Genomic DNA, 21,826 nt, shown 5'->3' on the forward strand with positions numbered 1-21,826 from the left:
AAAAAACGCCAGCAAGCTGGCGTTTTTTATTGTGTTGCCTATCAGGCGCGAGCCTGGCGAAGCTTAGCCCAGCAGGGTAGCCCAGCCTTCAACTACGTCGCCGCCCCACTTGGCTTTCCACTCTTTCAGGGTCTTGTGATTGCCACCTTTGGTTTCAATCACTTCACCGTTGTGCGGGTTTTTGTATTGCTTGACCTTGCGAGCACGTTTGGTGCCGGTAGTTTTCACAGCGCCGCGCGGTGCTTTAACTTTCGACTCTGGATCCAGCAGCGCGATGATGTCACGCAGGGATTTGGAGTATTCACCCATCAGGGTGCGCAATTTGCCTTCAAATTCCAGCTCGGTTTGCAGCTTGTCGTCTTGGGACAGGTTCTTCAAACGGGCTTGCAGTTCTTTGATAGCTTCTTCGGTGGCACGGTATTCGTTGATCAGAGACATGTGGACTACCTTATGTAGAGCGCTGATTGACAGGGCAAGTGAGCCAATAATAGTCAGGCAATTTGCTCAAGTAAACATTAAAGAAGACTTTTATGTGAATTACGTTGAATGTTTGTGGCAGCGCTATGCAAACGAGTTAATTAGTAGGTGGTAAACCTAAAGATAATCTCTGTATTTTTTCATAACTGCTCAAGCGTGCTGTTGCACGGTCATAGTGTGGTGGTAAAAACCTTACGCTATTAAGGGCTGTAGCATGGGCCGACGCGTAGAATAAGCCGCAATCAATACTGCAGTTTTTCTGAGTAATCGCTAGAATGGCGGCCTTTGCGAAGTTCTGGAGTTTTCCCCTAATGCGCACTTTTCGGCTGGTGATTGCTTGCCCGGACCGGGTTGGCATCGTTGCCAAAGTCAGTCACTTTCTGGCTTCCCATAACGGCTGGATCACCGAGGCGAGCCATCACTCGGACGATCTCAGCGGTTGGTTTTTCATGCGTCACGAAATCCGTGCCGATACGCTGCCCTTTGGCCTCGAAGCTTTCCGTGAGGCGTTTGCGCCGATCGCCGAAGAGTTTTCGATGACTTGGCACATCACTGATACCGAGCAAAAGAAGCGCGTGGTGTTGATGGCGAGCCGTGAGTCCCATTGCCTGGCCGACTTGCTGCACCGCTGGCACAGCGATGAGCTGGACTGCGACATCGCGTGCGTAATTTCCAACCACGACGACCTGCGCAGCATGGTTGAGTGGCATGGCATCCCGTACTACCACGTGCCGGTCAACCCGCAAGACAAGGAGCCAGCCTTTGCCGAGGTCTCCCGTCTGGTCAAGCAGCACGAAGCTGATGTGGTCGTGCTGGCGCGTTATATGCAAATCCTGCCGCCGGAACTGTGCCGCGAATACGCCGGCAAGGTGATCAACATTCACCACAGCTTCCTGCCGTCGTTTGTCGGTGCCAAGCCTTATCATCAGGCGTCCCTGCGGGGCGTGAAGCTGATTGGTGCAACGTGCCACTACGTCACCGAAGAGCTGGACGCCGGCCCGATCATCGAGCAGGACGTTGTGCGCGTCAGCCACAGCGACAGCATTGAAGACATGGTGCGTTTCGGCCGTGATGTCGAGAAGATGGTGCTGGCCCGTGGCCTGCGTTACCACCTGGAAGACCGCGTGCTGGTGCACGGCAACAAAACCGTGGTGTTCTAATAGCCGCAGTGGTTGATTGAAGCTTTTGATTGAAGAGAAAGAGGGCCTGGGCGTTAAATCGTCCCAGGCCCTTTTTCTTTGCCTGCCGTTGAGGAGTGATCGATGAGCGACCCACTGGACAAAGCCACTTCCAAAGCCCCTGCGACGTTGGGGGAGGGCTGTTTGAGCCGATTTGACCCGGATGACCTGGACGCAGAAGACGGCACCGAATTTCCCGGTGCCGCCGAATTGTGGGAGCAGCACAAAGGCGCGCCCGAACCCACTGCCGAATAACGGCGCGCCGGATCAGATACGGAAACTGCCGACCAGCTGCTTCAACCGCGCGGCCTGTTGTTCCAGGTCGGTGCACGCGCGCAGGGTTGATTGCAGGTTTTCCACACCTTCCTGATTGAGGGTGTTGATCTCGGTGATGTCCATGTTGATCGACTCCACCACCGAAGTCTGTTCCTCGGTGGCGGTGGCGACCGATTGGTTCATGCCATCGATCTCGCCAATACGCTGAGTCACGCTGTTCAGGCGCTCACCGGCCAGGTTGGCGATGTCCACGCTGTCGAGGCTGTGGCGCTGGCTCTCACTCATGGTGCTGACCGATTCACGGGCGCCGACTTGCAGTTCCTCGATCATCTTTTGCACTTGTTGCGCTGACTCCTGGGTGCGATGCGCAAGGTTGCGCACTTCATCCGCCACCACCGCAAACCCGCGTCCGGCTTCCCCGGCACGTGCCGCCTCGATCGCAGCGTTCAGCGCCAGCAAGTTGGTTTGCTGAGAGATGCTGGTGATCACTTCAAGAATTTGCCCGATGTTCACCGTCTTGCTGTTGAGCGCTTCAATATTGCTGCTGGAAGCGCTGATCATCTGAGACAACTGGTTCATCGCTTTGATATTGCGCTCTACCACCTGCTGGCCGTCTTCAGCCAACTGCCGCGCGTCGCTGGCCTGATGCGAGGCTTGCGCCGCATTGCGCGCGATTTCCTGGGCAGCGGCGCCCAGTTCATTAATGGCGGCGGCAACGCTGTTGGTCCGGTTGGCCTGCTCATCGGAGTTGACCATTGACGAGTTGGAGGCGCTGACCACGCGCAGGGCGACCTCATTCACCTGTTCGGTGGCCGAGGACACTTCGCGAATCGATGTATGAATTCTCTCGACGAAGCTGTTGAAAGCATTCCCCAGCGTGCCGAATTCGTCGTGGTTCTGGATGGTCAGGCGGCGGGTCAGGTCACCCTCGCCATCGGCGATGTCCTGCATGGCGCGAGTCATTACGTGCAGGGGTTGCAGCAGCACGCGGATCAGCATGCCCAGCAGCGCGATGATGATTACCACAGCAATGATCGTGGCGATCACCGCCGAGGTGCGAAATTCACTGAGCATGGCGAAGGATTTGGCTTTATCCACCGAAATACCCAGGTACCAGTTCACCGACGGCAGGCCTTTGATCGGGGTAAAGGTCACGATGTTTTCTTTGCCGTTAGCCTCCACTTCGCTGAAGTCACCACTGATCTTCGGGGTGTTTTTCGGGTACACGTCCGCCAGGGTCTTCATCACCAGGCTCTTGTCCGGGTGCACCAGTACTTTGCCATCGGCACTGACCAGGAACGCATAACCCATACCGCCGAGATTCAGCGCGCTGATGTTATCCACAAGTGTTTGCAGGCTCAGGTCGCCGCCGACCACGCCGATGCTCTGGCCGGTTCGGGTGACGCTGGGGGTGGCAATGGAAATGATCAACTGCCCGGTGGCCGCATCTATATAGGGTTCGGTCAGCGTAGAGCCGTTGGTGCTCTGGGCGCCCTTGTACCAGGGGCGAACGCGGGGGTCGAAGCCGTCCGGCATCTTGGTTTCGGGGCGGATGGTGAAGGTGCCCTGGCTGTCGCCGACGTAGGTGGCCATGAACGAAGACGTCAGGGCTTTCTGTTCAAGCAGGGTTGCCACCACCGCGGGTTCCGGGTTGATGGCGATATTTTGTGCTGCGTTTTCCACCAGGGCAATGCGCCCGGTCAGCCAGGTTTGAATGTTGCTGGCGGTGACATCGCCCATTTCATGCAGGTAACTATTGAGGTCGTCGCGGATCGCGTTGCGTTGCAGGTAATCGTTATAGAGGGTAAACAGGGCGAAAGCGGCGATCACGATAAGGGAGGCTGCAAGCAGGATTTTATGGCTGAAGCGCAGATTTTTATTCATGGCTTGTAGGGTCCGCTAAGGTCTTAATATCCGAAGCGCGTCCTTGTGGGATGCGCGAAATGGCAGCGTCAAAAAAAGGTGTGATACTTCTCTTTTACCCCCTGTAGGAACTATCTGTCCTATTTTTAGACTTTGTGGGTCTCACATTTGTCTTTATCGACCTGGCGTGATTAAAGCTTAACCAGAGGTGACGAAATGCCTGACTCCACGCAACTTCTTATCGGCGCTGGTTTAGACGGTCAGCCCATCGCCCAGGCCATGCGCCTGGCCAACCGCCACGGGTTGATTGCCGGCGCCACGGGCACGGGCAAAACCGTCACGCTGCAACGTCTCGCTGAAGCTTTCAGTGAAGCGGGCGTGGCCGTGTTTGCAGCCGATATCAAAGGCGACTTGTGCGGGCTGGGCGCTGCAGCCAACCCTCAAGGCAAAGTGGCCGAACGTATTGCGGGCATGCCCTTCCTTAATTACACGGCGAAGGCGTATCCGGTGACGCTGTGGGATATTCACGGGCAAAGCGGTCATCCTTTGCGCACTACCATCAGCGAAATGGGCCCGTTATTGCTCGGCGCGCTGTTGGAACTCACCGACAGCCAGCAATCGGCGCTGTACGCCACCTTTAAAGTGGCAGACCGCGAGGGCCTGCTGCTGCTGGACCTCAAAGACCTCAAGGCACTGCTCAACCACCTGCGTTATCACCCGGAACTGCTGGGCGACGATGCCGCGTTGATGACCACCGGTTCCAGCCAGGCGCTGTTGCGGCGTCTGGCGGTGCTGGAGCAGCAGGGCGCCGAAGCCTTGTTTGGCGAGCCCGCGCTGCAACTGGAAGATATTTTGCAGCCCGCCAGCGATGGCCGGGGGCGCATCCATTTGCTCGACGCCAGCCGCCTGGTGCATGAGGCGCCCAAGGTTTACGCAACGTTCCTGTTATGGCTGTTGGCCGAACTGTTCGAGCAATTGCCGGAGCGCGGTGATGCCGACAAACCGCTGCTGGCGCTGTTTTTCGACGAGGCGCATTTGTTGTTTGCCGATACGCCCAAGGCGTTGCAGGACCGCCTGGAGCAAGTGGTGCGCTTGATTCGCTCCAAAGGCGTGGGCGTGTATTTCGTCACACAATCGCCGGGTGATTTGCCTGACGCGGTGTTGGCGCAACTCGGTCTACGCATTCAGCATGGCTTGCGCGCTTTCACCACCAAGGAACAGAAATCCCTGAGGGCTGTGGCGGACGGCTTCCGACCCAACCCGGCGTTCGATGCCTTGTCGGTATTGACCGAGCTGGGCACAGGTGAGGCGTTGGTGGGCACCCTGGAGGAAAAGGGCACGCCGCAAGTCGTCCAGCGTGTGCTGGTGGCGCCTCCGCAATCGCGAATCGGGCCACTCAGTGAGGCCGAGCGCGCGGCGTTGATCGCCAGTTCGCCGTTGCTGGGGCGTTACGACAAACCGATTGATCGCGAGTCTGCCTATGAAGTGTTGATAGCACGCAAGGACCTCGGGCCGACCGAGGAGGCCACGCCGGCCGCCGGAGAACCAAGCTTTACCGACAAGGCCGGCGCGTTTCTGGGCTCCACCGCAGGCAAGGCACTCAAATCAGCGATGCAGCAGGCCGCCAATCAAATGGGCCGTCAGCTGGTGCGAGGTTTGTTGGGCTCGTTGCTGGGCGGCAGCAAACGCAAATAGGCCGTGGGTCAGGTTTTGGGCCTGGCATGGGCGGCCAGCCGTTCCAGTGCCGCGCGCAAGCCTGGGTCGCTGATCCCGTCGGCCGTTGCCTGAATGGTTTCGGCCGCGTTTTCCGACAGGTCCATCGTGTGCCCCACCGCGCCTTGCTGCACGGTCGGCGGCTGCACCTTGAATTGGATGCGTGTCAGGCTGGCAAACTCATCAAACGCCATCAATTGACGTTGCAGGCGTTTTTGCTGATAGCGCAGACGGGTGGCCCAATGGCCGTCGGTGACAATTAACAGCAAATTGCCTTCACGCCAGGACGCGACATGACAATGTTCACGTGCGGCGGGCTGCAGCTGGCTGTCGAGCAGGCGTTGCAAATGGCCCAAGCGTTGCGCGTGGCCAAAGATGGCTTTTAACGGTTTGGCTTCGCGAAGCAACACGCTGGGGGCGCGGGCTGTAAGTGGGCGAAAGGCCATTTTTAGACACCTTAAGTAACAGAGCCGCCATCTTAGCAGAAAGCGCCTGCGTGCCCCCCAGGCGATGTGCTGAGCGGGCATTGCCCGTGAAATCAATTGGGTAACTTCTGCGCTCTATGGGTTGAAGTTCCAGCAAAAGCCCTTATTTTAAACAGGCCCTCTCACAGCGCCATGCCAGCATCGGGGAATAACGCCACTTTCCTCACCCACGAATCCGGGTAGAATGCGCGTTCGCATGCGGCCGTGAGGGCTGCTCGGGCCACTCACGGTGCGCCCTCCATCCCTATGTGTGGAAGAACCTGCCGATATGTTTGCGCCTTTGTTAAAGAAACTTTTTGGAAGCAAGAATGAGCGCGAAGTTAAACGCATGCTCAAGACGGTGCAGCTGGTCAATGCCTTCGAAGAGCAGATGGTTGCCCTTTCGGACGAGCAATTGCGCGCCAAGACCGAAGAGTTCAAGGCCCGCATAGCCAAAGGTGAAACCCTCGACAAGCTGCTTCCCGAAGCCTTCGCGGTTGCCCGTGAAGCCGGTAAGCGTGTCATGGGCATGCGCCACTTCGACGTCCAGTTGATCGGCGGCATGACCTTGCATGAAGGCATGATTGGCGAAATGCGCACCGGTGAAGGCAAGACCCTGGTGGCTACTTTGGGCGTTTACCTCAACGCACTGTCCGGCAAGGGCGTGCACGTTGTGACGGTGAACGACTACCTGGCTCGCCGGGACGCCAACTGGATGCGCCCGCTGTATGAATTCCTCGGCCTGACCGTCGGCGTTGTCACGCCGTTCCAGCCGCCGGAAGAGAAGCGCGCCGCTTACGCTGCCGACATCACCTACGGCACCAACAACGAATTCGGTTTCGACTACCTGCGCGACAACATGGCGTTCAGCATGGAAGAAAAATTCCAGCGCGAACTCAACTTTGCCGTGATCGACGAAGTCGACTCCATCCTCATCGACGAAGCCCGTACCCCGCTGATCATCTCCGGCCAGGCCGAAGACAGCTCGCGCCTGTACACCGAGATCAACAAGTTGATCCCGCGCCTGGAGCAGCACATCGAGGAGGTCGAAGGCGTAGTGACCAAAGAAGGTCACTTCACCATCGACGAGAAGACCCGTCAGGTCGAACTCAACGAAGCCGGTCACCAGTTTGTCGAAGAGATGCTCACGCAGATCGGAGAGCTGGCCGAGGGCGAAAGCCTCTACTCGGCACACAACCTGGGCCTGTTGACCCACGTGTATGCTGGCCTGCGTGCTCACAAGTTGTTCCATCGCAACGTTGAATACATCGTGCAGGACGGCCAGGTCGTGCTGGTTGACGAACACACCGGCCGCACCATGCCGGGTCGTCGTCTGTCCGAAGGCCTGCACCAGGCCATCGAAGCCAAGGAAATGCTCAACATTCAGGCCGAAAGCCAGACGTTGGCGTCCACGACCTTCCAGAACTACTTCCGTCTGTACAACAAACTGTCCGGCATGACCGGTACAGCCGACACCGAAGCGTTCGAATTCCACCAGATCTACGGTCTGTCGGTCGTGGTTATTCCGCCGAACAAGCCGCTGGCGCGTAAAGACTTCAACGACTTGGTGTTCCTGACTGCCGAAGAGAAATACGCGGCAATCATCAACGACATCAAGGACGGCATGGCCCAGGGCCGTCCGATCCTGGTGGGTACCGCCACCATCGAAACCTCCGAGCACGTGTCCAACCTGCTCAACAAGGAAGGTATCGAGCACAAGGTACTGAACGCCAAGTTCCACGAAAAAGAAGCCGAGATCATTGCCCAGGCCGGTCGCCCAGGCGCACTGACCATCGCCACCAACATGGCCGGTCGTGGTACCGACATTCTGTTGGGCGGTAACTGGGAAGTGGAAGTCGCAGCACTGGAAAACCCGAGCCCTGAGCAGATCGCCCAGATCAAGGCTGACTGGCAGAAACGCCACCAGGCCGTGCTGGAATCCGGTGGCCTGCAGGTGATCGCTTCCGAGCGTCACGAATCGCGCCGTATCGACAACCAGCTGCGTGGTCGTGCCGGTCGTCAGGGTGACGCCGGTTCCAGCCGTTTCTACCTGTCCCTGGAAGACAGCCTGATGCGTATCTTTGCCTCTGACCGGGTGAAGAACTTCATGAAGGCCCTGGGCATGCAGTCCGGTGAAGCGATCGAGCACCGCATGGTGACCAACGCCATCGAGAAGGCTCAGCGCAAGGTAGAAGGTCGTAACTTCGACATTCGCAAACAACTGCTTGAGTTCGATGACGTCAACAACGAACAACGTAAAGTGATCTATCACATGCGTAACACGTTGCTGGCCGCCGACAACATTGGCGAGACCATCGCTGATTTCCGTCAGGACGTGCTTAACGCCACCGTCAGCGCCCATATCCCGCCACAGTCCCTGCCCGAGCAGTGGGATGTTGCCGGTCTGGAAGCAGCATTGAAGGCCGATTTCGGTGTTGAGTTGCCAGTCCAGAAATGGCTGGACGAAGACGATCACCTGTACGAAGAAACGCTTCGCGAGAAGCTGATGGCCGAGTTGCTGCTCGCGTACAACGAGAAAGAAGAGCAGGCGAGTGCCGAAGCGCTGCGCACCTTCGAGAAACAAATCGTACTGCGCGTGCTGGACGACCTGTGGAAAGACCACCTGTCGACCATGGACCACCTGCGCCACGGCATCCACTTGCGTGGCTACGCCCAGAAGAACCCGAAGCAAGAGTACAAGCGCGAGTCTTTCACGCTGTTCTCCGAACTGCTGGATTCGATCAAACGCGATTCGATTCGCGTGCTGTCCCACGTTCAGGTGCGTCGCGAAGACCCGATCGAGGAAGAGGCCCGCCTGCGTCAGGAAGCCGAAGCACTGGCTGCGCGCATGCAGTTCCAGCACGACGAGGCGCCAGGGCTTGATGCTCCGGAAATCCTCGGCGAAGAAGTCGATGTAGCCCTGGCTCAGTCCCCGGTTCGCAACGATCAGAAGCTGGGCCGCAACGAACTGTGCTGGTGCGGTTCGGGCAAGAAGTTCAAACACTGCCACGGCGAAATCAACTAAGATTTTCGCCTGACGCTGCAACACCCCGCGCCGCGACCGGCTTTTGCCGTCGCGGCGTTTTGCCATTAATTTCACCGTCGCCCGCGACGGCACACACATCACCTAATTTTTAAGGAGCGCATTCATGGCTGTTGGTCTTGGTCCTTTGCCCACACTGCACCCGGTTGCCGGTTTTGAACTCGGTATCGCTTCGGCCGGCATCAAGCGCCCCGGGCGCAAAGATGTGGTGGTGATGCGTTGTGCCGAAGGTTCGACCGTCGCCGGTGTGTTCACCCTCAATGCGTTCTGCGCAGCGCCGGTAATCCTGGCCAAGCAACGCGTTGCCGGCAACATTCGTTACTTGCTGACCAACACCGGCAATGCCAATGCCGGCACCGGCGAGCCGGGCCTGGTGGCTGCCGCGCGCACCTGCGCCAAGCTGGCCCAGCTGACCGGCGTGGACGCCAGCCAAGTACTGCCGTATTCCACCGGCGTGATCGGTGAGCCGCTGCCAGTCGAGAAAATCGAAGGCGCCTTGCAAGCCGCACTGGATGACCTGTCTGTGGATAACTGGGCGGCGGCGGCGACCGGCATCATGACCACTGACACCCTGCCAAAAGGCGCGAGCCGTCAGTTCGTGCACGACGGCGTGACCGTGACCGTGACCGGCATCAGCAAGGGCGCGGGCATGATCCGCCCGAACATGGCGACCATGCTTGGCTACATCGCCACCGACGCCAAGGTTTCCCGCGATGTGCTGCACAGCCTGATCCTCGATGGCGCGAACAAATCGTTCAACCGCATCACCATCGACGGCGACACCTCGACCAACGACTGCTGCATGTTGATCGCCACCGGCCAGGCCGACCTGCCGGAAATCACCTCGGCCAGCGGCCCGCTGTTTGCGGCATTGAAGCAGGCAGTGTTTGAAGTGTGCATGGATGTGGCCCAGGCCATTGTGCGTGACGGCGAAGGCGCGACCAAGTTCGTTACCGTTGAAGTCAACGGCGGCGGCAACCATCAGGAATGCCTGGACGTGGGTTACACCGTGGCCCATTCGCCACTGATCAAGACCGCGCTGTTTGCCTCCGACCCGAACTGGGGCCGTATCCTGGCCGCCGTTGGCCGTGCCGGTGTGCCGGATCTCGACGTGAGCAGAATTGATGTGTTCCTTGGCGACGTGTGCATCGCCAGCCGTGGCGCCCGTGCTCAGACCTATACCGAAGCCCAGGGCTCGGCGGTGATGCAGCAGGAAGAAATCACCATCCGCATCGAGCTGGGTCGCGGCGCGTGCAGCGAAACCATCTGGACCACCGACCTGTCCCACGAGTACGTGAAGATCAACGCGGAATACCGTACCTGATCGACAAGAGGATAAACGCGGTGAAACGAGTGCATGTAGCAGCAGCGGTGATCCGCGGTGTCGACGGCAGGATTCTGCTGGCGCGCCGTGCCGATACTCAGCATCAGGGCGGCCTGTGGGAGTTTCCCGGCGGCAAGGTGGAGGCCAATGAGTCGGTCGCCACCGCCTTGTCCCGCGAATTGCAGGAAGAGCTGGGCATTCAGGTCACCACGGCGCGTCCGCTGATCAAGGTGCAGCATGACTACCCGGACAAGCAGGTGTTGCTGGATGTCTGGGAAGTCTCGGCCTTTACCGGCGAGCCTCATGGGGTCGAAGGGCAACCGCTGGAATGGGTGGCGCCTCGGGATTTGATCAACTATGAGTTCCCGGCGGCGAATGCGCCGATCGTGACGGCGGCGCGTTTGCCTGCCGATTACCTGATTACGCCTGGCGAGCTTGAAGCCCCGGCGTTGTTGCGCGGTATTCAGACAGCCATTGCTGGTGGCATCAAGCTGGTTCAGTTGCGTGCGCCTAATGGCTACGACCCTAAATATCGCGACCTTGCGGTGGATGCGGTGGGGCTGTGTGCGGGCAAGGCGCAGTTGATGCTCAAGGGGCCGTTTGAGTGGCTGGGGGATTTTCCTTCGGCGGGGTGGCATATGACGTCGGCGCAATTGCGCAAGTATGCGAGCAAGGGGCGGCCTTTGCCGAAGGATCGGCTGTTGGCGGCGTCGTGTCATAACGCTGAAGAGCTGGCGCTGGCGGAAATGATGGACGTGGATTTTGTGACGTTGTCGCCGGTGCAGCCGACGCAGACGCATCCGGATGCTCAGCCGTTGGGTTGGGAGCAGGCGGCGCAGTTGGTTGGTGGGTTTAGCAGGCCGGTGTTTTTGTTGGGTGGGGTTGGGCCTGCTGAGCGGGAGAAGGCTTGGGTAGCGGGGGCTCAGGGTGTTGCGGGGATTCGGGCGTTTTGGCCTGAGGGTTGAGGGTTGAGGGTATATCCGTTGCTGCGGTAACGGCTAATATGGGTTCCGCTCTTACAGCGGCTCACTTTTGGAAAGACCCAAAAGTAAGCAAAAGGTCTTCGCCCCACCACTTGGCACCGAGTCTAAGCGAGGTGCCGAGTGGTGGGGCGGAGCGTTTTTGGTTACTTTTTGCGCTCTTCAAAAAGTGACCCGCTGTAAGAGCGGAACCCATATCAGCCGTTACCGTAGCAACGGATATGTACCCCAACCCCACAAAACCCTCAGTGCGGCTTAGCCGCCGCCTGCCACAGCACTTCCGCGACTCCTTGGCGCTTGGCAATCACCCTGGCCGCCACAAACAACAAATCCGACAACCGATTGATATACGAAAGCCCCACCCCTTCCAACGGCTCAACTGCATTCAAGTGCTGACACCGTCGCTCCGCCCCTCGCGCCAGGCTGCGGCATACGTGCGCCTGGGCGATCAGCACCGAGCCGCCGGGCAGGATGAAGTTTTCCAGGGGCCCCACTTCCTCGTTCCAGCGATCTATCGCTGCCTCCAGCCGATCCACTTCCGCCGCAGTCAACGCCTTGTACACCGGCATTGCCAGTTCACCGCCAAGGTCAAACAGGCGATGCTGGCAGGGTGTAAGCACCTCGATCACATCTTTCAATTCCGGATGCTTGCCGCTCTGTTCTTCGAGGTTGGCCAGCAGCAGGCCCAACTGACTGTTGAGTGCATCAACCTCGCCAATGGCTTCCACCCGCGGGTGGTCCTTGGGGACGCGGCGGCCGTCGCCCAGGCCGGTCTCGCCCTGGTCGCCGGTGCGGGTGTAGATCTTCGACAGGCGAAAGCCCATGGTCATTGCTCCAGTCTGGTGAGTTCGTGGGAGGGTAATTGGCTGCTGGCCAAGGGCAGGCGCAGGGTGAAGCAGGTGCCTTGGCCGACGGTGGAATGCACTTCCATCTGGCCCTTGTGGTTGTTGGTGATGATGAAATACGACACCGACAGCCCAAGCCCGGTGCCCTGGCCGATTTCCTTGGTGGTGAAGAAGGGCTCGAAGGTGCGTTTGCGCACGTTTTCGCTCATGCCGATGCCGTTGTCTTCCACCTGGATCTCCGCCCACGGCGGGTTCAGGCGAGTGCGCAGGATAATGCGGCCGGGCTCGCTGTCGTCTTCACGCTGGTAGATCGCCTGGGCGGCGTTTTTCAACAGGTTGAGCAGCACTTGCTCAAGCTCGTTGGCGGTGCCGGGCACCGGGCCCAGTTGCGGGTCGAACTGGCGGATGATCGCCTGGCCCTTGAAGTCGAAGCCAATGGTGAGGTCGAAGTCGTTTCCGGCAATGTCCACCGCTTGGTCGATCAATGCTGGCAAGTCGCAGGGGGCCATCTGGCGATTGCTCAGGCGGCTGAAACTGAGCATGTGGGTGACAATCTTCGCCGCGCGCGCACCGGCCTGTTGAATGCCGTCGAGCAGTTGCGGCACTTCGCGGCCTTGCAGGTAGCGGTTGACGGTGTCGAGTTCGATGCCCGCCTGTTCGGCGTATTCGAGGTTCTTCGGCAGGTCGGGCGACAAGCGGCGGCGGATGTTCTGCACGTTATGCAGGATCGCCCCCAGCGGGTTGTTGATTTCATGGGCCATGCCCGCAGCAAGACCGCCGACGGAGAGCATTTTCTCTGACTGCACCATCATTTCTTCCAGGGACAGGCGCTGGGTGATGTCGTCGATACGGATCACCACGCCGCGCCCGGCGCCGCCCATCAGCGGGTAGAAGGTCAGGGCGTAATGCTTGGCCTCATCGCCCTTGATCCAGGTCACGCGCTCAATCCGTTCCACCGTGTGTTGCTCCACCGTGGCCTTGATTTGCGGCAGGTACGGTTTGAGCGGCTGGAACGCGAGGAAGATCGGCTGGTTCAGCGCCTCATCCAGGCGCGTGCCGGAAAGCGCAGTGGCTTCCTGATTCCATTGGGTAACGTAGAGCTGTTCGTCCAGGGCGATCAGCGCCGAGGGCATCGAGTCGATGATGCTGTTCAGGTAGTTCTGGAAACCCGTGAGTTTCTTCTCGATCTTGCTGCGAACCTGCACTTCCAGTTCCAGCTTGCGGTTGGTGTGGCGGGTTTCTTCGGCCAGGCCTTGAGCCTGATCATAGGCGGCCTGGGAATCGTCGCGCGCGCGTTTGAGCTGCTGCTCGCGGGCTTCGATACGCGACAACATGGTGTTGAAGGCTTCAGCCAGGCTGCCGATTTCATCATGGTTGCCCCGGCGGGCGCGCAGGGCGTAGTTCTCTTCGCGAGTCACTTGCCGCGACAGCACTTCGAGTTCGTGGATCGGCCGGGTGATCAGGCGTTTGATCTGTCGGGCGATGATCAGCCACAACAACACACTGAAAATCAGGATGCCCAGGCTGGCCGTCAGCGTGCCGGTATAGAACGCCACCGGCAACTCACTGCTGGCGACCAACAGTAAGTGGCCTGGAGGCTGGCCGGCGCGGGGCAGGGTGATGACCTGATTGCTGCGAAACTCGGTGATGCGCCAGGCTTCAATATGCCGGTAGTTGTCCGGCAAGTGCAGGCGATTGCCGTGTTGCATCTGCGCCAGGCGGTTGCCATCGCCGTCGTACAAGGCGGCGGCGCGCAACGGCGAATAGCTGGTCAGCTCATTGAGCAGCGCGTCGGCCTTGGCGGGCGACTCAGTGGCTTCGGCGGCAAGCGAGGGGTTGGACACCAGGCGGCCAATGGCCTGCAAGGCCTGTGGCGCCATGCTTTCCTGGGAGATCCAGTAGGCGGCACTGATAAACGTCAGGTTGGCCACTAACAGTACGGTGGTCAACAACACCAGCAGGGCGGCCAGCAGTTTCTGCCCTACCGGTAGATTTTCAAGACGCTGGCGCAGTGGCATCAGGGTTTTCCCAGGTGATAGACAGGTAGGCAGGGTAGCGCGTGCCTCAGTGGCTGGCCAATCCGCGTGCACCCAGGTAGTCGACCAACCGCACGTGCAGTTGTTGCAGATGGGGCAAAACCAACTGATGGCGGGCAGCCGCCTGGCACGCATAGCCGAGCAGGTAGCTGATTTCAGTGCGTCGGGCGTTGGCCACGTCTTGATACATCGAGGAGTAGTTGGCGGCCGTGGCGTGGATCACCCGTTGCACCTCACTGTGCAAATCGTCGGCGGCTGCCGGCTGGCCGCAGCGTTCAAGCAGCTCGGTCAGCTCGGCGCACAGCGTGGCGACTTCACAATGATGGTCCTGCAAACCGCCGTTCCGGCACTGATACAACACGGTGAGCGGGTTAATCGCGCAATTGAGGGCCAGCTTGCGCCACAAGCGCGTGACGATGTCAGTGCTCCATTCGTGGGGAATGCCGGCGGCGCGCAGCTCATCCAGCCACGGCGGCGGAGCAGGGTGGGCGGCGTCCCCAAGCCAGGTGTAGCCATGGCCGGCAAATACCACGCGCCACTCGCCGTCGCGGAAGGCGCCTTCGGTGCTGGAGGCAAAGATGCAGCGGGCCTGGGGCAGTTGGGCGGCGACGGCGTCCTGGCTGCCGAGGCCGTTTTGCAGCAGGATCAGTTCCGCGCCCGGCACCAGGCGGTGTTGCAGCTGTGCGATGGCGCTTTGCGCGTCGTAGGCTTTACACGCCACTAACAGACGATGAATCGGCTCTGGGCTGTCAGGCGTTTCGCCGGTCACGGGGTACGTCTGTGCGATGTTGTGCTCCACCAGCGTCAGCCCGGCACCGGCGTTATAACTTGCCAGGCGTGCGGCATCGCGCAGGATCAGGCGCACCGGCACACCGCAGCGCGCCAGGCGCGTGGCCCAGAGTGTGCCCAGGCTGCCAGCGCCGAGAATGTGCCAGGGGGTCGACATCAGTTTGTGCTCCGTAGGGTCGCTCACAGTGAACGGGGCGAAAGAACCGCTATAATGCCTCGGCATTTTAGCTTGGGCGCGCTCCATCTCTACTGAGCCCGCCCCTTATATTGGAGAAATGACATGCCTTCGTTCGACGTGGTATCCGAACTGGACAAACACGAAGTCACCAACGCCGTCGAGAACGCCGTCAAGGAACTGGACCGTCGCTATGACTTGAAAGGCAAGGGCAGCTTCGAATTCAAGGAAAAGGACCTGACCGTCAACCTGACCGCAGAAGCCGATTTCCAGCTGGAAGCGATGATCGAGATCCTCAAGCTGTCCCTGGTCAAACGCAAGATCGACGCGCAATGCCTTGAAATCAAGGACGCCTATGCCTCCGGCAAGCTGATGAAGCAGGAAGCGGTACTCAAGGAAGGCATCGACAAAGAGCTGGCGAAGAAAATCGTCGCTCACGTCAAAGACGCCAAGCTGAAAGTCCAGGCTTCCATCCAGGGCGAACAGGTGCGCATCACCGGCAAGAAGCGTGACGATTTGCAGGAAGCCATCGCGGCCCTGCGCGCCAAGACTTTCGACATGCCGTTGCAGTTCAATAACTTCCGCGACTGATGGCACCGCGGGGAACCTGCCGGCGCTTTTGACGTCCCACGCCCCAGAGTTTATGCCTACACTTGAGCCCTCCGGGGCTCATTTGCGTTTTTAGGCAGTCAATAAAGCCGCACATCCGCGCTACAGGAGAAGATAGATGGATTTGAATGCTGAAATGGATCACTTGATCAAGACCTCTGAGTCCTGGCTCCCGATGATCATGGAATACGGCAGCCGGTTTTTGCTGGCCGTGATCACCCTGGCCATCGGTTGGTGGCTGATCAACGTGTTGACTCACCGAGTGGGCCGCTTGCTGGCGCTGCGCAATGCAGACCTGGCACTGCAACACTTCATCACCAACCTGGCCAACATCGCGCTCAAAGTCATGCTGGTGGTCAACGTGGCCTCGATGATCGGCGTGGCCACCACCTCCTTTGTTGCCGCGATTGGTGCTGCCACCCTGGCCATTGGCCTGGCGTTGCAAGGCAGCCTGGCAAACTTCGCCGGTGGTGTGCTGATTCTGTTGTTCCGCCCGTTCCGCATTGGTGACTGGATCGAAGCGCAGGGCACTTCCGGTACCGTCGACAGCATCCAGATCTTCCACACGGTGTTGCGCACCGGCGACAACAAGACCGTGATCATTCCCAACGGCAGCCTGTCCAACGGCTTGATCACCAACACCAACCGTCAGCCGACCCGCAAGGTGGTGTTTGACGTGGGTGTCGACTACGAAGCCGACCTGCAAAAAGCCCGTGAAGTGCTGTTGGAACTGGCCAAAGACCCGCGGGTGCTGGCGGATCCGGCGGCAGTGGCAGTGGTGTCGACCCTGGGCGACAGTTCGATCACCGTTTCGCTGCGCTGCTGGACCAAGACGGCGGATTATTGGGATGTGGTGTTCATGCTCAATGAACTGGCGCGTGATCGCTTGAAAGCGGCGGGCATTGATATTCCATTTCCGCAGCGGGTTATTCGCGTGATGCAGGAAAGTGTTACGAAGTAACTAAGCAAGACGCTGTCGAACTTGGCCGAGAGGTCAGGTTCGATGCCGCAAGTTCAAGCTCGATAGTTAGCTTGCTAGTTTTTTTCAACTGAAATAACACGGCAATAAAAAAGCCGCTCCCTTGTTAACAGGGGAGCGGCTTTTTAATTAAGGCCGAGGCCTTAAATCATCGTTGTAATCAAACTGCCAATTACAAGATGTTCAGCGGGTATTGCGCGATCAGACGCAGTTCGTCGATCGACGCCGAACCGTAGTACACGCCGTCAGACGAACGATAGGTCGCTTGACGTACGCGCAGGCTCAGGTCTTTGGCTGGGCCGCTTTGGATCACGTATTTAGCTTCGATATCGCGTTCCCACTCTTTGCCGTTCGAGGTTTCTGCGGTGTTAGCGCCGGTACCTTTAACGTAACGAGTCATGAAGCTCAGGCCTGGCACGCCGAAGGTGGCCATGTTCAGGTCGTAGCGAGCCTGGAACGATTTTTCGTCTTCAGCGTTGAAGTCGGAACGGGCGATGGAGTTGGCCAGGAAAATCGTGCCGCCGCCGTCTACGCCGTAGCCGTAGTCACCGTCACCGCTGACTTTCTGGTAGGCCAGGGTGAAAGTGTGAGCCTGGATGGTGTACGCGCCTTGCAAGCTGTAAGCACGGTTATCCAGTTTGGTGGTGCCGTCTTTTTCTGCGCGTTGCAGGCCGGCGCCATCGCTCTTGGTGCTGTAGATGTTGAAGTCAACGGCCAGGGACTGTTCGTCGCTCAGCGCGTGAGTCCAGTTCAGGTTGGCGTAGGTTTTCTTCCAGTAGTCTTCAGTCTTCGCGTAGTACAGGCTGGCGCTGACTTCCGGCGTCAGGGCGTAGACACCGCCGATGAAGTCGGTTTTGGTCAGGCCAAGGCTGTCACGGAACGTCTGGTTTTGCGCGACGCTGGAGGTGAAGTGACCGCCTTCGAGTTTCAGGCCCTTGATCTCGTTGCTGGTGATCGAGATACCTTGCGGCAGCTCTGGCAGCAAGCGGCTGTCATCGGAGGCGAATACCGGCGCGGTGGTGTACTGGTCGCCGACTTTGAGCACGGTGTCGGAGATGCGGAACTTAACAGCGCCGCCGCCTTTGGAGTATTCGTCTTCCGAGCGACCGTCAGAACCGGTAGGGAACAGGCCAGTGCCCGAACGACCCTTGCCGCTGTCCAGTTTCACGCCCAACAGGCCGATCACGTCAACACCGACACCGATGGTGCCTTGGGTGTAGCCCGACTGGAACAGGCCATTGAAGCCCAGGCCGGTTTCGTTGACGCGGCTCTTGCCGGAGTCGTTGTTACGGAAGTCGCGGCCAAAGTTCAGGAGGCGAGTGTTGATGCTGAAGGTGCTGTCTTCAACAAAGCCCTTGGAATCGTCCTGGGCGGACGCCATTGCGAACTGCGAGGTGCCTGCTGAAACAGCCAGGGCGATCATGCTCCACTTCATCACGCGCATCGTGATTTGCTCCTTTGGTTTTAGGAAGAGTACTGCCGTCCCACCTGTATTTTTATCTGGGCGGCTCTTTCTTTATTGTGTCGGCGCAAAGTTATATCACGCAGACTCTAATGACGATACTTGCCCATCTATCCTTTCAGCTTCTTTACGAGGCTATCGTAATTTGCTGGCTCCTTGTCGCAAATTCACAGCCCGGCTGTGACCGGGCTGACAACTTCAATGCTGTTTTCAAACCCCTTTGCAAGTTTGAACTCATCCGTGACACACACTGAAACGCTACTGTTTTTTATCGCGAAACACCTGCATCCAGGCGGGTGTCGTTGCCGACGATATGGGTGTTAATGCAACAAGCGTGCACAAAGCGGTAACCGAATGTCATTTTTTCGTGAAAAACGTTACGGCCGTGTAAAAACCGCATAAGCACGGGCTTTTTGCGCCGTTTGGTTTGGGCTTTACGCCCAGGCTTTCTGCGTCCCCGGTGGTACACATTTGCTGCACCAGGGCAAAACGTTACCGGTTCACCCCCTTTTGTGGGTAGTCGGCGGATCCCTATGAAGCACAAGTGGGTCATTTTGGTGCGTACCGGTGACGCCCGGTTTAGCGTAGCTCAACAATTTGCCCGCCTCGAAAGGGTGCATGTTTTTTGTCGGTTGGCCTCAGGGCTTGCCGCATTCGCCGTGAAGCTGCAGGCATTCAACGGTATGCTTGGCGCCTGAAACTGACTTGCCGAACGGAGCGTCCACGTGTTCGCCTTAGATCAACGCCTGCAACAAGACACATTGGCCATTGGGGACTTCCCGCTCTGCCGCCTGCTGCTGTCCAATGATGCGAACTATCCCTGGTTCATCCTGGTACCGCGCGTCGACGGTATCAGTGAAGTGTTTCAGCTGGATGTCGCCGATCAGCAAACGCTGTGGCAAGAAACCACGACGCTGGCGCAGCTGCTGAATGAAGCGCTGAACGCCGACAAAATGAACATTGGCGCGCTGGGTAACGTCGTCAGCCAGTTGCACGTGCATGTAATCGTGCGCAAGCGCGACGACGCGGCTTGGCCTGCGCCGGTATGGGGCAAGCATCCGGCACAACCTTATACGCAGGAACAGGTGGCGGCGATTCGCGCACGAATGCGCGAGTTATTGCCTGCTGACTTTATCTTTGCCAGGGACTGAACCATGGATCTGCAAGACCGCGTCACCGATCTGGAAAGCCGCCTGGCCTTTCAGGACGACACCATCGAAACCCTCAATGACATTCTGGTCGCGCAGCAGCGTGCGGTTGAACGCCTGCAGATGCAGATGACGGCTTTGCTTAAGCGCCAGGAAGAAATGGGCGGTCAGTTTGAGACATCCGAAGAAGAAGCGCCGCCGCCTCATTACTGATAAGGGCGCTATTAATAGCCACGCAATAAAAAACCGCGACCCAGCAACGCTGGATCGCGGTTTTTTTTACGCCGAAGGCAGGAAAATCAGCGACGCGGCAATGCCGCGATCACGTCTTCGGCCTGCAGGCCTTTGTCGCGGTTCATCACGGAGAACTCAACGCGCTGGCCTTCGACCAGTACGCGATGGCCTTCGCCACGGATGGCCCGGAAGTGGACGAAGATATCGTCGCCCGAATCGCGGGAGATAAAGCCAAAGCCTTTGGAGGTGTTGAACCACTTGACGGTACCGGTATCCCGATTGGTCATGTCGTAGTTTTGCGACGCGGCCGCTGGGGACGAACGGTAGAAGCTGACGGCCAGATGAAGAACGATGGCGACCACAGCAATCACCAGGCTGAGCAGGATGGCCGGGTGGCCGCCCACTTCAGGCATAGGTGCCAGGAGGGTGAGGGTTTGAACGACAACAGTCAGCACCAACAGCGCGCTGACAAGGTTTTGCAGTTGATGACGTGTGCCTTTGTTCCAGTAAGGAATTACCGGAGCCAGGGTCAGGTTAAGAAGGCCGAACAAGGCCAGGTACAGAGCGTCGTGTTGTTCCAGATAGGGAGGGCTTCCCTGTTGCAGGCTCGGAATAAAGGACAGCAGCAAAGCTGCAACGCCCGTTAGCAGGTGGACGATTTTCAACATTTTGATTAACTCACTTTAAGACGGATCACAAGGAGGAGCTGACTGGCACGGTTCGCTTCTGAACTGATGGGAGGCGTTGAGCACGTGCGCGGGGTATCAGCCTATGCGGGCGCCGCGAAAATAAACGGCAATCACACCGCGCCTATTTAACAGCAAAGGCTGTGGCTACTCAAATCAAGCATTTGCGGGTGTTGTGAGGGCCATGGCATTTCTGCATCAAACACTTGTCCTAGACAGGTGCAGGCTGTTGGAGCACGGTGCCGGGACGTTTCGAGTTCTCCCGAAGGCGGGTACGTTGCCGGCAGGCGCGTGGCAGTTTGGTCAATTTGTCGCACGTGACCTGTGAGCGTCCGGCTGCATGAGGCCGGCACTCTTGCTAGAGTGGGCTTGCACCTGCTCAATGAATACTCGTCAATTGAAGGGGAAAAAACATGGCAATCGATATTGGTATCAGTGAAGAAGACCGTAAATCCATCGTCGACGGACTCTCACGCCTGCTGTCCGATACCTACGTACTGTATTTGAAAACCCACAACTTCCATTGGAACGTCACAGGCCCGATGTTTCGCACGCTGCACTTGATGTTTGAGGAGCAGTACAACGAACTGGCGCTGGCGGTGGACTCCATTGCCGAACGGATCCGTGCCCTGGGTTTCCCGGCGCCGGGTGCCTATTCGATCTACGCCCGCCTGTCTTCGATCAAGGAAGAAGAGGGTGTGCCGACCGCCGAAGAGATGATCAAACAACTGGTCGCCGGCCAGGAAGCGGTCACGCGCACTGCTCGCGGGATTTTCCCATTGCTCGACAAGGTCAGCGATGAGCCGACTGCCGACTTGCTGACCCAGCGCATGCAGGTTCACGAGAAAACCGCGTGGATGCTGCGTTCCCTGCTCGAAAACCAGTAAGCCTGCCTACCGAGCGGCGCCGTTCTGGCGCCGCTCGCTTGTTTCCGCGCACTTCCTGGCGTTGTCCTACGCCTTTCCAATACCCGTCTTCTGGCGGCCTTTCGCGTGCTGCTGTTTTATAGGCCATCGCCCAATGGGAGACGCCCATGGGTTAGCTGTATGGCAATGGAGTGTCAGGTGTATGTCACGCGCAGTGGGTAATGGAATCATGGAAACCGGTGGTTTTCACAGGACAGAGGCCGATCCCTTCGCCAAGGGGTTCGATATGGGGCTGGCCAAGCCGTTGTCCCGCTCGGTCAGGCTCAACGGGTTTTCAACCTGCCTGAGGCTCGAACAGATCTACTGGAATATCCTTACGGAGATAGCCAGGATCAACGCGTGTTCAGTCAGCGCGTTGTTGTCGTATGTGGATCGGGAAGTGCATCTGCGCTACGGCGGGGTGAAGAACTTCAGCGGGCTGGTCAGGGTGGTGTGCGTGGTTCACGTGTTAAAAGCGCGCGCAAACCTTGATTGATTCAGCAATTCACAAGTCGGCCCGCCGTCAAGGCGGGCCGCGCTTGGGGCAGAAAGCCGGCTGCGCTGCCTCGATTTACCAGATATAATCCCGCGCTTTGCTGTGCGTGCCGGGTCTTTACCCGTAAGGCGCAGCGCGGTAACG

Annotated in this window: 20 protein-coding genes and 1 pseudogene; 12 read left to right on the forward strand and 9 right to left on the reverse strand. The window is 58.6% G+C overall.

Features of this window, described 5'->3' with window-relative positions; genetic code table 11:
* Window positions 1-63: 63 nt before the first annotated feature.
* Complete coding sequence (gene mvaT / locus ACP7A2_RS12385; RefSeq protein ID WP_005790963.1) at window positions 64-438, reverse strand: histone-like nucleoid-structuring protein MvaT; 375 nt, start codon at window positions 436-438, stop codon at window positions 64-66.
* A 350-nt stretch (window positions 439-788) separates the two neighbouring features.
* On the opposite strand from mvaT, the gene purU reads away from it, so the two are divergent.
* Window positions 789-1,637: a formyltetrahydrofolate deformylase gene (purU, locus tag ACP7A2_RS12390; RefSeq protein ID WP_348060169.1), complete on the forward strand. Its 849-nt coding sequence runs from the start codon at window positions 789-791 to the stop codon at window positions 1,635-1,637.
* Window positions 1,638-1,739: 102 nt separating this feature from the next.
* On the forward strand, window positions 1,740-1,910 hold the full coding sequence (locus tag ACP7A2_RS12395; protein WP_426134429.1) for a hypothetical protein: 171 nt from the start codon (window positions 1,740-1,742) through the stop codon (window positions 1,908-1,910).
* Between the two features lie 12 nt (window positions 1,911-1,922).
* On the opposite strand, the gene ACP7A2_RS12400 is transcribed toward ACP7A2_RS12395, so the two are convergent.
* Both ACP7A2_RS12400 and ACP7A2_RS12405 read right to left on the reverse strand, forming a co-directional pair.
* Window positions 1,923-2,687, reverse strand: coding sequence for a methyl-accepting chemotaxis protein (locus ACP7A2_RS12400; RefSeq protein WP_426134459.1), 765 nt, complete (start codon window positions 2,685-2,687; stop codon window positions 1,923-1,925).
* A gap of 93 nt (window positions 2,688-2,780) precedes the next feature.
* Window positions 2,781-3,815, reverse strand: a pseudogene (locus tag ACP7A2_RS12405) (HAMP domain-containing protein); the annotation flags it as partial.
* Window positions 3,816-4,010: 195 nt separating this feature from the next.
* Here ACP7A2_RS12405 and ACP7A2_RS12410 point away from each other — a divergent pair.
* On the forward strand, window positions 4,011-5,489 hold the full coding sequence (locus ACP7A2_RS12410) for a helicase HerA-like domain-containing protein (RefSeq protein WP_426134430.1): 1,479 nt from the start codon (window positions 4,011-4,013) through the stop codon (window positions 5,487-5,489).
* A gap of 8 nt (window positions 5,490-5,497) precedes the next feature.
* On the opposite strand, the gene ACP7A2_RS12415 is transcribed toward ACP7A2_RS12410, so the two are convergent.
* Entirely contained in the window at window positions 5,498-5,953 is a 456-nt protein-coding gene (locus tag ACP7A2_RS12415; RefSeq protein WP_375069669.1) for a DUF721 domain-containing protein, read from the reverse strand.
* A gap of 307 nt (window positions 5,954-6,260) precedes the next feature.
* On the opposite strand from ACP7A2_RS12415, the gene secA reads away from it, so the two are divergent.
* The 3 genes from secA to ACP7A2_RS12430 all read left to right on the forward strand — a co-directional run bounded on the left by secA (window position 6,261) and on the right by ACP7A2_RS12430 (window position 11,303).
* A complete protein-coding gene (secA, locus tag ACP7A2_RS12420; RefSeq protein ID WP_426134431.1) occupies window positions 6,261-8,996 on the forward strand; it encodes a preprotein translocase subunit SecA in 2,736 nt (911 codons plus the stop codon).
* 124 nt (window positions 8,997-9,120) lie between these two features.
* On the forward strand, window positions 9,121-10,338 hold the full coding sequence (argJ, locus tag ACP7A2_RS12425; protein WP_426134432.1) for a bifunctional glutamate N-acetyltransferase/amino-acid acetyltransferase ArgJ: 1,218 nt from the start codon (window positions 9,121-9,123) through the stop codon (window positions 10,336-10,338).
* A 20-nt stretch (window positions 10,339-10,358) separates the two neighbouring features.
* Entirely contained in the window at window positions 10,359-11,303 is a 945-nt protein-coding gene (locus ACP7A2_RS12430) for a Nudix family hydrolase (protein WP_426134433.1), read from the forward strand.
* A gap of 260 nt (window positions 11,304-11,563) precedes the next feature.
* Here ACP7A2_RS12430 and ACP7A2_RS12435 read toward each other — a convergent pair whose 3' ends face one another.
* From ACP7A2_RS12435 to ACP7A2_RS12445, 3 genes are read right to left on the reverse strand one after another with little or no spacing between them, the layout of a single operon-like run.
* Window positions 11,564-12,142 carry a cob(I)yrinic acid a,c-diamide adenosyltransferase gene (locus ACP7A2_RS12435; RefSeq protein ID WP_426134435.1) on the reverse strand — a complete coding sequence of 193 codons (579 nt, stop codon included), beginning with the start codon at window positions 12,140-12,142 and terminating at the stop codon, window positions 11,564-11,566.
* A gap of 2 nt (window positions 12,143-12,144) precedes the next feature.
* A complete protein-coding gene (locus ACP7A2_RS12440) occupies window positions 12,145-14,181 on the reverse strand; it encodes a sensor histidine kinase (RefSeq protein ID WP_426134436.1) in 2,037 nt (678 codons plus the stop codon).
* 46 nt (window positions 14,182-14,227) lie between these two features.
* Window positions 14,228-15,145: a putative 2-dehydropantoate 2-reductase gene (locus ACP7A2_RS12445; RefSeq protein WP_426134437.1), complete on the reverse strand. Its 918-nt coding sequence runs from the start codon at window positions 15,143-15,145 to the stop codon at window positions 14,228-14,230.
* Window positions 15,146-15,268: 123 nt separating this feature from the next.
* Here ACP7A2_RS12445 and ACP7A2_RS12450 point away from each other — a divergent pair, with 123 nt between their 5' ends.
* Window positions 15,269-15,754, forward strand: a complete 486-nt coding sequence (locus ACP7A2_RS12450; protein WP_076017433.1) for a YajQ family cyclic di-GMP-binding protein — start codon at window positions 15,269-15,271, stop codon at window positions 15,752-15,754.
* Between the two features lie 136 nt (window positions 15,755-15,890).
* Window positions 15,891-16,733 (forward strand): mechanosensitive ion channel family protein, encoded by an 843-nt coding sequence (locus tag ACP7A2_RS12455; RefSeq protein ID WP_375070905.1) that lies wholly within the window; start codon window positions 15,891-15,893, stop codon window positions 16,731-16,733.
* Between the two features lie 190 nt (window positions 16,734-16,923).
* On the opposite strand, the gene ACP7A2_RS12460 is transcribed toward ACP7A2_RS12455, so the two are convergent.
* Window positions 16,924-18,195 carry an OprD family porin gene (locus tag ACP7A2_RS12460; protein ID WP_426134438.1) on the reverse strand — a complete coding sequence of 424 codons (1,272 nt, stop codon included), beginning with the start codon at window positions 18,193-18,195 and terminating at the stop codon, window positions 16,924-16,926.
* Between the two features lie 743 nt (window positions 18,196-18,938).
* Between ACP7A2_RS12460 and ACP7A2_RS12465 the strand changes: the two genes are divergently transcribed.
* Complete coding sequence (locus ACP7A2_RS12465) at window positions 18,939-19,364, forward strand: HIT domain-containing protein (RefSeq protein ID WP_426134440.1); 426 nt, start codon at window positions 18,939-18,941, stop codon at window positions 19,362-19,364.
* Between the two features lie 3 nt (window positions 19,365-19,367).
* Window positions 19,368-19,574, forward strand: coding sequence for a SlyX family protein (locus ACP7A2_RS12470; protein ID WP_348059532.1), 207 nt, complete (start codon window positions 19,368-19,370; stop codon window positions 19,572-19,574).
* Window positions 19,575-19,660: 86 nt separating this feature from the next.
* Here ACP7A2_RS12470 and ACP7A2_RS12475 read toward each other — a convergent pair whose 3' ends face one another.
* Entirely contained in the window at window positions 19,661-20,263 is a 603-nt protein-coding gene (locus ACP7A2_RS12475; RefSeq protein ID WP_348059531.1) for a cold-shock protein, read from the reverse strand.
* Between the two features lie 431 nt (window positions 20,264-20,694).
* Between ACP7A2_RS12475 and ACP7A2_RS12480 the strand changes: the two genes are divergently transcribed.
* Both ACP7A2_RS12480 and ACP7A2_RS12485 read left to right on the forward strand, forming a co-directional pair.
* Entirely contained in the window at window positions 20,695-21,168 is a 474-nt protein-coding gene (locus ACP7A2_RS12480; RefSeq protein ID WP_348059529.1) for a Dps family protein, read from the forward strand.
* Between the two features lie 181 nt (window positions 21,169-21,349).
* Window positions 21,350-21,682, forward strand: coding sequence for a ribbon-helix-helix domain-containing protein (locus ACP7A2_RS12485; protein WP_426134442.1), 333 nt, complete (start codon window positions 21,350-21,352; stop codon window positions 21,680-21,682).
* Window positions 21,683-21,826: the final 144 nt, after the last annotated feature.

The sequence above is a fragment of the Pseudomonas sp. PWP3-1b2 genome (genome assembly GCF_049896045.1).
GTDB lineage: Bacteria > Pseudomonadota > Gammaproteobacteria > Pseudomonadales > Pseudomonadaceae > Aquipseudomonas > Aquipseudomonas antarctica_B.

Bases quoted from the DNA above. Each gene is read 5' to 3' on its own strand.
- ACP7A2_RS12400 (WP_426134459.1), bottom strand. From the start codon at position 2,687: ATGGTCAACTCCGATGAGCAGGCCAACCGGACCAACAGCGTTGCCGCC.
- ACP7A2_RS12410 (WP_426134430.1), top strand. From the start codon at position 4,011: ATGCCTGACTCCACGCAACTTCTTATCGGCGCTGGTTTAGACGGTCAG.
- ACP7A2_RS12470 (WP_348059532.1), top strand. From the start codon at position 19,368: ATGGATCTGCAAGACCGCGTCACCGATCTGGAAAGCCGCCTGGCCTTT.
- ACP7A2_RS12480 (WP_348059529.1), top strand. From the start codon at position 20,695: ATGGCAATCGATATTGGTATCAGTGAAGAAGACCGTAAATCCATCGTC.
- ACP7A2_RS12440 (WP_426134436.1), bottom strand. From the start codon at position 14,181: ATGCCACTGCGCCAGCGTCTTGAAAATCTACCGGTAGGGCAGAAACTG.
- mvaT (WP_005790963.1), bottom strand. From the start codon at position 438: ATGTCTCTGATCAACGAATACCGTGCCACCGAAGAAGCTATCAAAGAA.
- ACP7A2_RS12415 (WP_375069669.1), bottom strand. From the start codon at position 5,953: ATGGCCTTTCGCCCACTTACAGCCCGCGCCCCCAGCGTGTTGCTTCGC.
- purU (WP_348060169.1), top strand. From the start codon at position 789: ATGCGCACTTTTCGGCTGGTGATTGCTTGCCCGGACCGGGTTGGCATC.
- ACP7A2_RS12455 (WP_375070905.1), top strand. From the start codon at position 15,891: ATGGATTTGAATGCTGAAATGGATCACTTGATCAAGACCTCTGAGTCC.
- ACP7A2_RS12445 (WP_426134437.1), bottom strand. From the start codon at position 15,145: ATGTCGACCCCCTGGCACATTCTCGGCGCTGGCAGCCTGGGCACACTC.
- ACP7A2_RS12460 (WP_426134438.1), bottom strand. From the start codon at position 18,195: ATGCGCGTGATGAAGTGGAGCATGATCGCCCTGGCTGTTTCAGCAGGC.
- ACP7A2_RS12475 (WP_348059531.1), bottom strand. From the start codon at position 20,263: ATGTTGAAAATCGTCCACCTGCTAACGGGCGTTGCAGCTTTGCTGCTG.
- ACP7A2_RS12395 (WP_426134429.1), top strand. From the start codon at position 1,740: ATGAGCGACCCACTGGACAAAGCCACTTCCAAAGCCCCTGCGACGTTG.
- argJ (WP_426134432.1), top strand. From the start codon at position 9,121: ATGGCTGTTGGTCTTGGTCCTTTGCCCACACTGCACCCGGTTGCCGGT.
- ACP7A2_RS12450 (WP_076017433.1), top strand. From the start codon at position 15,269: ATGCCTTCGTTCGACGTGGTATCCGAACTGGACAAACACGAAGTCACC.
- ACP7A2_RS12485 (WP_426134442.1), top strand. From the start codon at position 21,350: ATGTCACGCGCAGTGGGTAATGGAATCATGGAAACCGGTGGTTTTCAC.
- ACP7A2_RS12435 (WP_426134435.1), bottom strand. From the start codon at position 12,142: ATGGGCTTTCGCCTGTCGAAGATCTACACCCGCACCGGCGACCAGGGC.
- secA (WP_426134431.1), top strand. From the start codon at position 6,261: ATGTTTGCGCCTTTGTTAAAGAAACTTTTTGGAAGCAAGAATGAGCGC.